A 9,743-nucleotide genomic window follows, 5' to 3' on the forward strand; every position below is an offset into this window, starting at 1 on the left:
AGAAGCAGAAGAGACGGCACTCGCAAATTGTTTCAAGTGGGAAATTCTCTCTTTCTTCTCTGCGCCCTCTGCGCCCTCTGTGGTTAAAAAAATCTAGTTCACAAATCGGCGGATAATTGCCATAATGAAAATCGGATTTCTCGATACCTACACTTGGGATTACAACATTGAAACTCCTTACCGCGAACCTTTGGGCGGCACTCAGTCGGCTATTTGTTATTTAGCTGAGGCGTTGGCAGCCCTGGGAAATGAGGTATTTCTACTCAACAATACTTCGGAACCGGGGATGTGGCGCGGGGTTGATTGCAGGCTGCGGGTGGCGGACAGTGCTAATTTGGAATTATTGCGATCGCTCGATTTTTTGGTTGTAGTCAATATAGTTGGTAAGGCACTGGAAATTAAGCCTTTTTTGGGCGCGCACACTAAATTGATTTTGTGGATTCATAACGAACCAGGCTTTGTTTTTCTCCAAGATTTCCAGAATGTTCAAGAAATTAATGTTTGTGATGCTTTTGTTTTTGTCAGCGACTGGCAGCGCGAGCAATTTCATACTTGTTTTGGGATTGATTTAAATCGTAGTTGTGTTTTGAGAAATGCGATTGCACCTTGTTTTGCTAACATTTTTGCCGATAATATTTCGATCCAATCTCAAAAATCTCGACCGCCCATTCTAGCTTACACTAGCACTCCATTTCGCGGACTGGATATTTTATTAAATGTTTTTCCCGAAATTCGTCAAGCTGTCCCCGGAACCAGATTAAAAGTATTTTCTAGCATGAAAGTACACCAAATAGACGACAATGATAATCAGCTTTGTTTCGATCAACTTTACGAAGAGTGTCAGGAAATAGAAGGTGTCGAGTATGTCGGTTCGGTACCGCAACCCGAACTTGTCCGGCAACTGCGTTCAGTCGCGGTTTTAGCTTACCCGAATAGCTATTTAGAAACGTCATCGATTGCGGTGATGGAGGCGATGGCTAGCGGTTGCCGCATTGTGACGAGTGAATTGGCAGCTTTGCCGGAAACAACGGCTGGATTTGCGCGTCTAGTTTCTATGTCAGGGGTGGAAAATTTGGCATCGGTAACTGATTGGAAGCGTGCAGGTACACCGGATTGGGAGGGATATACAAGGCGGTTTTTAGATGCGACAGTCGAAGTTTTAAAAGAGTTTACGGGTACGGGCGGTGCAATTGCTGAAACTCATCTGAGACAGCAGGTAGAATATATCAATCGAGGGTCTACTTGGTCTGTGCGAGCCCGAGAGTGGGTAGAATGGCTGAATAGTATTAGTGTAAAACCTGTAAGAGTGGCAGAGCAAATGATCCAAGAGTTTTTGGTGGATTTAGAATCAGCTCAAACATATTTTGTCAAGGGAAATCGCCTGAAAGATAGAGGAGATCTCGGTGGCGCCATCGAGAGTTATCAGAAAGCTTTAGAGTGCAATCCCAAAGATGCGGAAGTTCATAAAAAGTTGGCGGAAGTTTATGTTTTGCAAGGAGAATTCGATCGCGCGATCGCCCAATGCAACCTCGCCATCAAATTTCAACCGAATTTTGCTCCCGCGTACCTGACAGCGGGCAATGCCCTGCACGGCCAAAACCAGCTAGAAATGGCAATTCAAGCTTATTTGCAAGCTTTAAAACTTCAGCCGGATTTAGCAGAAGCCAGCGCGAATCTCGGCAGTATGTATTACAAGTTAGGGCAATTGGGACAGGCGGCAAAGGCTTACCAACAAGCTCTTGCTATTAATCCCGGTTTGTGCTCGGTGAATTTGATGCTAGCCAGCGTTTTGCAGCAGCAAGGAAAGTTAGATGCGGCAATTGCTTGCTGCCAAAAAGTCCTGCAACTGCAACCGGGAAATGCCAGCGCTGCGGAAATTTTATCCAGTTTAACCGCACAAAAACAGCAACAAACTACCGATAGCAAATTTCTCGCATTAGAAACAGAATCTGATGAGGAAAAACCAGTATCTGTCAACAAAGATGAAGGCTATGGATTGCAGCCTTCGAGTATCAATTTGCCACCAGCACCTAATCCTGAAAATTTAAATACTCCGTTTACCAACCCTGCTGAAGTTTCCGAACAAGTTACCTCGCTGAATGTTCCAGATATCACACAAGTTGCTAATTTTCAAGAAGTAGAACAGTACAAAAAACTGGCAGAAAACTTTTTAGTTAAAGGGAAAATTCAAGAGGCGATCGCAGCGTGCCATCAAGCTATCAAAATTAGACCTGATTATACCCATGCTTATGTAACTTTAGGCAATGCTTTGCAAGCGGTTGGTAAAATGGAAGCTGCGATTCGATCGTATTCTCAAGCCTTAGAATTGCAGCCAAATTTTGCGGAAGTGCGCGCCAATATCGGCAGTATGTATTTCAAAATGGGTCGTTTGCCAGAGGCGATCGCCCATTACCAACAAGCGATCGCCCTGAGTCCAGATTTAGCGGGCGCTCACTGGAATTTAGGCAAAGTATATCACAAACATGGCAACATCGACGCTGCGATCGCCTGTTTTCAGAGAACATCCGAACTCAACCCGCAGCTTGTCGGCGCCGACTTCCACTTCAACTTAGGAAACCGACTGTTTAGTCAAGGCAAGCGCGACGAAGCCATCGAAAGCTACCAAAAGGCGATCGCCATTAAACCGGATTGGGCAGAGGCCTATGGTAACATCGCCAGCGCGCGATCGCAGCAAGGAAATCTCGATGCTGCCATCGTCGCATACCAGCAAGCTGTTGCTTTAAAACCCGAATTAGAAGTGCTGCACTTCAATTTAGCCAATTCTTTCATGCAGCAATACAAATACGAAGAAGCGATTGCTAATTACCAAAATACTCTGAAAATCAAGCCCGATTGGCCGGAAGTTCACGCTAACATCGGCAGTTGTTTGTCCATGCAGGGCCTGCTGGAAGAAGCTTTAGCCAGCTATCAGCAAGCTTTGGCCTTAAAACCGGATTGGGCAGAGGTTTACTGCCGGATGGGACACATTCAGAAGCAAGATAAGCCGTTGGAGGCGATCGCATATTTTGAAAAGGCGATCGAATGCAACCCCAAATACAGCGAAGCCCACCAACAACTGTGCGACTTGCTAAGCCACTCCACCAACCTAGCCAGAGCCCGCAGCGTCGCCGACAAATACTGCGAATTCTGCGGTGAAAATGCCCCAGTCATGTCAGCCACAGCCTACGTCTTTTCCTACCTCCAATCAGGAGTCAGCAAACAGGCAATTGAGAAACTCGAAGAAATCGAACAACTCTGCTACGAAAAAGTCGAAACCTTTAGCGTCATCGAACTCAAACTGCTTTACGAAATCTTCCTGTTTGCAGTTTCCCACCTCCGAGACAACCGCGAAAAAAATGCCAGTTTCTACCGACTAATTGCCAAAGAATACTACCAAAAAGCCGTCCCGCAGCGACAGCAAGCCAACAGAATCAAATCCGCAAATTATTTAACCAAACAACAGCCATTAAAAATCGGCTTCCTTTCCAAACACTTCCGCCGCCACTCCGTAGGCTGGTGCAGCGAAGCCTTAATCCGCGAATTAAGTCGCATCACTCCCCACGTTCATCTTTACGTGACAGGTAAACTCAACCGAGACGAAGTTACACAGCGGTTTGAAGAAATGGCCGGCAAGTTTTACTGGCCGAAAAAATATCCCAACGGTTTTGCTGACGGTGGCGAAATCTTCGCCGAAGTAGTCCAAGACGATTTGGATGTTTTAATAGACTTAGACTCCATGACAGTACCGACAAATGTCGAAGTTTTGTACCAATATCCGGCGGGGATTTGCGTTTCTTGGCTGGGGTTCGACGCGCCATACATTTCGGAGAATCACTACTTTCTGTGCGACGAACACACTCATCCCCCAGGTGTTGACAAAAATTACTTAGAACAGTTAGTGAGATTGCCTAATTGTTCGGTAGCAATTGGCGAACTGCAAAGCATTCCTGTGAATCGAGAGGCGATTAGAAATGCCCTCGGGATTGGCTTGGATCAAATGGCTTATCTCTGTGTCGCTCCGGGCAGAAAAACTAATCCTGAAATGGTGCAAGCTCAAGTTAGAATACTTAAGCAAGTACCAGATAGTATGTTGATTCGCAAAGGTCAAGGCGATCCGGATATAATTCATAGCACATACCGCGAAGAATGCGATATTCAGGGAGTAGATTTTGAACGGATTAAGTTTATCGGCCAAACCCGAAGTGAAGAAGAACATCGCGCTATTTATTATGTAGCCGACGTGTTGTTAGATTCCTATCCTTACAACGGCGGGACTCACAATTTAGAGGCTTTGTGGGCGAATTTGCCAGTAGTAACGAGATCCGGCGACCAATATCTTTCACGAATGGGTTATGCTTTTCTCAAAAGTGCAAATCTCGATGTGGGTGCAGCTTGGAGTTGGGAAGAATACACGCAGTGGGGAGTTAAGTTTGGGCGCGATGCTGGCTTGAGAAATGCGGTGAAAGAACATTTAATTAAGTCTAAGCAGTCAGAACATCTCGCACCTTTGTGGAATCCTAAACAGTTAGCCCAAGATATGTATGAGGTGTTTCAGAAACTATTAGCTAAATAGGTTAGTCAGTTGACAGTTGACAGTTGACAGTTGTCATTAGTTGTGAACTCTTTCTCCCTTCTCTTCCTCTGTGTCCTCTGCGCCCTCTGCGGTTCAAAAAAAAAGAGATATCAGGTAGAGAAAAGCGATTTCAAGATATTTGTACGCAACCTTCAGTAAATTTTTGTAACAAAATCCGTGAAAATGCGTAAAAATTCCGCGCCGAGTCCGATATATAAATGCTGATTCATAGTACCGCGATCGCCCTAACCTTATGCCGGTTGGCGCGATCGTTTTTTTGTAATTCCTCAACTGCCAACTGCCAACTGCCAACTGCCAACTGTCAACTGCCAACTGCCAACTACCAACTGCCAACTGCCAACTGTCAACTGACAACTGTCAACTGTTAACTCGATCGCGCCCGCCAGACTTAGCCCGATACAGCGCCTTATCAGCAGCTTCAATCAGCATCTTCGGCGAATTTTGACCTTCAGCAATCGTCGCCACCCCCATGCTGAGAGTCACACAATCGGTGACAACAGACTTGAGGTGGGGAATTGCCAAAGCTTTGACGCGCCTGCGGATTCCCTCAGCAAAAGCCTGTGCAGCGGCGATATCCGTATTTGGCAAAATTACCCCAAATTCCTCGCCACCGTACCTAGCAGCTAAATAAAGGCGTTCTGCGGGTGCGTGGGCGCAAGCATCCCCGATCGCCCGCGCGACTTGTTGCAAACAAGCATCCCCAGCTTGGTGGCCGTAATTGTCGTTATAAAGTTTAAAACAGTCAATATCGCACATGATCAAAGATAGCGGTTCCGCAGTGCTCGACTGCTCCCATTCCCGATTAATCACCTCGTCAAACCGACGGCGGTTAGCTAGCTGAGTCAGACTGTCCAAATTCGCCAACCCGTCCAACCGCTGGTTAGCAGCAGCTAACTGCTGGTAAAGTAAAGATTGTTCGATCGCGATCGCCACTTGAGTAGCCAACTCACTCAGCAAATCCATATCAAACGGCTGCCACTCGCGGGGCGCCGAACAGTGGTGGGCAATCAACAAACCCCACAACTTCGGCACTTGACAAGTAGGATTGCCGTCACGGTGTTCGATTCCCTGCTGCACGATGGGCACCACCAAATTCGCCTTCACCTGACACTCGGCCAAAAAATTGACGTGGCACTCGGCAAAATTAGAAGCCTGAATGTTTTCTACAGCGCGAATTCTGCCCTTTAAATACTGTCCCACATAAGTATTAGCAAAACAGCAATCCTCGATCGCCATCCCCATCAGCGGCATCCATCCTGCGCCCACCGACTCCACCACCACATCCCCGTTCCAATCTGGCCGGAAGCGGAAAATAATCACCCGATCCGTGGCCAAAAACTCCCGCACTTCCGCTACTGTAGTCTTAAGAATATCTTTGAGATCCAGAGAAGAACGGATGCGAGATTGAATTTCGGCGATCAGGCGTTCCCGCTCAACTTGCTGGCGCAGAGCCACTTGCACCTGCTTGCTTTCAGTAATATCTCGACCTTCCGGTAGCAGCAAGACAATTTTACCAGTTTCGTCTGCCACCGGTTTGAGAGAAAAATCGATAGTTGCCGTGCGGTTTACCCCTTGAACCTCCACTTCATAGCGGACAAATTCACCTTTTGCCGATCGAGAAATCGCCTCTTGCAACTGTTCCCGAACTTCCGGAGAAACTCCCCACCAAGGCCCCTGCCAAAACGGGCGATTTGCCACATCCCGCAGCTTAATTCCCGCGAAATCTAGAGAAGTTTGGTTAGATTCCAGCAGAATGCCATCCGGTTTTAGCAAGCTAACAAATTGGAAAGAAGAATCAAAAATTGCCCGAAAGCGCCGTTGAGAATCCCCCAACATTGCCGTCACCTTTTCGCGAGAAGTAATATCGCGGAAGCGCCACACCCTGCCAATAATATTTTGTCCGACTCGAATCGGCTGCGTGTATCGCTCAAAAGTCCGGCCGTCTTTAAAATCGAGAATATCGCAGCCTTCGGACTCCGCATCGCTATAAATTTCTCTAACTCTCTGTAAAAAATCCCTCGGATCTTTAACTTGCTTAGTGAGAAACGTCAGCCGCACCGTTCTATCCAGTGAGTTTCTAACTTCTTCATGAATCCCCCACATTTGAACTAACTTTTCATTAAAACTAATCAATTCTCCGGCATTAGTAACAGCCAGAATGCCGTCTGCCGTCGCTTCCATAGTAGCGTGCAACAAAGAGCGCGATCGTTCTAATTCTGCTGCCATTAATTTGCGTTCCGTGAGATTTCGCACTGCTTTAACCTGCACCAAACGACCTTCGCAAACTACAAATTTGCTACGCACGTCAGCAGGAAAAGCAGTCCCGTCCCGCCTGAGAAAAATCGTTTCGCAGACTGTATTGCTGGGTGCAGAAATCATTTGTGGTGCCATTTTGTAAGATTTTGGCGACAGCAGTTCCAGCAAACTCATTCCCACCATTTCCGCAGGTTCGTAACCGAACAGTTCGGCAAAATCCCTGCTGACGCTCAAAATTGTGTCGCGATCGGCCACGGCAACTGCTTCAAAATAAGCTTCGCATTCGAGCAATTGTGCTGCTGTGCTGCTACCGTGTTCCCCGGCATAGCTGTTGTTCATTAGCTGTTGCATTTGCGTATTTGCCGAATACAGAGCGGCCATTGCCTGCCGATACATAGCAGTACGTTTCTCAACTTTTTCAGTAAGGCGAGCGCGATTTTCTCGCAGTTCTCTTTCGACTCTAATTAAATCTGTAATATCTACTGCAAACACGATAACGCCAGCCACTTGACCTGATTCGTCGCGGTAAGGTATTGTATCTGTCCGCACCCAGCATTTGTGACCGGTGGCAGTTGGCAGCAGTTGGACTTTTCCCAGTTTGGGAACGCCAGAATTGATGACTTCTAAATCTTCTAAATAATATTGTTCTGCTTCGTCTGGATAGATTTCATAAAAAGATTTGCCTTCTAGTTGATTTGCGGGCAAACCTCTCGATGCAGCGGCGGCTTGATTAATTCGCAACAAGCGGCTGTCCGTATCTTTGTACCAAATCATCGCCGGCACCGAATCAAAAATAATTTGCTGTTCTTGGTGCTGGCGGCGCATTTCTGCTTCTACTTGTTTTCTTTTAATTATTTCTTGTTCCAGTTTTTTGTTAGCTTTTTTAAGTTCTGCCGTGCGTCTTTCTACTCTTTCTTCTAGTTGGTCGTAGTATTGACTCAGCATATTTTGCTGCTGTTCGCGCCGCATAGCTTCTAATTTTAAGCTTTCGCTAGCCAACAAACTTGACGATACAAATTCTGCTAAGATTGTAGTTAATTCGTGTTCTTCTTCCGTCCACTGGATGCTGGAACCCCGGCGTTCAGCGCTGACTATTCCAGCCATTTGACCAGCCAGCAAAATCGGTACATTCAACAGGGCAGTCGTACCCCGATCTGCAAAATAAAGACTTGCCAGTTCTCGCGTTCTCGGGTCATTTTCGGCTGCCACCGTTGCGATCGCATTTACGGATTTTAAGGCTTGAAAATACGCCGGACAGTCGGCCGCTGTGATGATTATTTGTACGGAATGGAGTTTGGTATTTTGTTCGTAAAAGTCGATACAGTGAAGCTGGGTTTTGTCTTCCCCGTACAGCCAAATACTGGCTCGATCGCAGTTGACAATACTGACAGCGGTTTCCGTGACTTCGCGGATGAATTCTTCTATATTGTTGCGTTCTTTAAGTTGACTTTTGGCTAATTTTGCGATCGCCAAAGTTGAACGGCGCCAATTGTCCTGAGAATTTGGCGGCGGTGCTACCGGCGCAGCGGCCTTAATTTCTTCGCAAACTAACAGTACCACCGGCCGTTGGAAATTGGCAACTGAGTGACTATCGGTATTTTCGTCTATTTTCCATTCTACCGCAGGCAAAGCGCGCGCCGTTGCTTTTACCCACATAATTTTGCCGTCTTTGCGAGTCAAACAGCCTTCCCAACAGGCGACTTTTGGATTTGACGTACCTTTTGTCGGGTGAACCAATCTCGCAAATTCTGACTGCATTTTCCCTTGATCTTGGCAGTAAAATATGTTAAAAATTGAATGACAAATTAATTCCTGCGACCTGTAGGCGAGGCGAGATTCGCCGAATTGATTGAGGGAAAAAACTCTTCCCAAAGCGTCTAGGACGAAGTAAATGCCCGGAAAATTATCGTAGACAGTTCGATACCAATCCTGTTCGACTTGTTGTTTGGTGGACGAAACTTTCGTGGCCGCGAGATCGTCCCCCGTACCTGTCAAGTGAGAATTGTTGGTTTCTGGGTTCCTTGAATGATTTTTTTTAGCAAACACTTTTAGCTTAACTCGACTGTAATTAATTTTACTTTCTGGAATTTAACTTTCTTGTGAAACTAAATTTAACCTGTTATTTGAAAAAGTTACAACTTGTAACAAAATTACAGCTTTTCCAGCGCGCTGGTTTTCGCTTCCGATGCAACCCCTGTGTTTGTATAGAAGGAAGAGTTGACAGTTGGCAGTTGGCAGTTGGCAGTTGGCAGTTGGCAGTTGGCAGTTGGCAGTTGGCAGTTGGCAGTTGGCAGTTGGCAGTTGGCAGTTGGCAGTTGGCTTGATAGTTGACCGAAAGAAGGAAGACGGAAGACGGAAAACGTTCGAGGGAAGACGGAAAACGTTCGAGGGAAGACGTTCGAGGGAAGACCTTTCATTGCAATCAACCACAAGGGTTTCGGCAATTAAGAACATCTTAACCCTCTTAGCGGTTGCAGTAGTTGCTAGACCGTCTGCGTGCGGGAGATATTTCCTGTGGCGTTGCCGTGTCAGCAGTTAAAACAGCAATTACCCCCTGTGTACTTGTAGTATCCCCGACAATGGAAAAAATTGGCAATCAATTGTTTTAACTAATACGAGTGGGAAGTCCCGCACTCTATCCGTTTACAGGATGAGTGACGGGATGAAAACGAGCAGCAAGCAAATTGAGCGATAGCGAATCCATGATAGAATCGAAATAAGCGGGGATGATAAGAGTAGCCGTGGTGGGCGAACTTTCCGTTGTATAAATGCTAGACACCACCTATCAGTTTCTGACTGGTAGCCCCAAAATCCCTTTCTTGCCGTAAAAGAGCTGATGGATGGGTGAAAAAATCAACAATTCTACTCCTTGGGACACAGGGAGTCTGCCGGA

General features: G+C 46.5%; 4 protein-coding genes. 3 read left to right on the forward strand and 1 reads right to left on the reverse strand.

Going from position 1 to position 9,743, the window contains the following annotated elements:
- The first annotated feature begins 124 nt into the window (after window positions 1-124).
- Both JGK16_RS26775 and JGK16_RS26780 read left to right on the forward strand, forming a co-directional pair.
- Complete coding sequence (locus JGK16_RS26775; RefSeq protein WP_293192828.1) at window positions 125-4,573, forward strand: tetratricopeptide repeat protein; 4,449 nt, start codon at window positions 125-127, stop codon at window positions 4,571-4,573.
- 218 nt (window positions 4,574-4,791) lie between these two features.
- Window positions 4,792-4,962, forward strand: a complete 171-nt coding sequence (locus JGK16_RS26780) for a hypothetical protein (protein WP_293192826.1) — start codon at window positions 4,792-4,794, stop codon at window positions 4,960-4,962.
- Here JGK16_RS26780 and JGK16_RS26785 read toward each other — a convergent pair.
- Window positions 4,952-8,896: a PAS domain S-box protein gene (locus JGK16_RS26785; protein ID WP_293192824.1), complete on the reverse strand. Its 3,945-nt coding sequence runs from the start codon at window positions 8,894-8,896 to the stop codon at window positions 4,952-4,954. The two genes, JGK16_RS26780 and JGK16_RS26785, sit on opposite strands and share 11 nt — an antisense overlap.
- 53 nt (window positions 8,897-8,949) lie before the next feature.
- Between JGK16_RS26785 and JGK16_RS26790 the strand changes: the two genes are divergently transcribed.
- The gene (locus JGK16_RS26790; RefSeq protein ID WP_293203499.1) at window positions 8,950-9,174 is read left to right on the forward strand and encodes a hypothetical protein; all 225 of its coding nucleotides are present in this window, start codon (window positions 8,950-8,952) and stop codon (window positions 9,172-9,174) included.
- Window positions 9,175-9,743: the final 569 nt, after the last annotated feature.

The sequence above is a fragment of the Microcoleus sp. PH2017_09_SFU_O_A genome (assembly GCF_020738625.1).
Taxonomy (GTDB): Bacteria; Cyanobacteriota; Cyanobacteriia; order Cyanobacteriales; family Microcoleaceae; genus Microcoleus.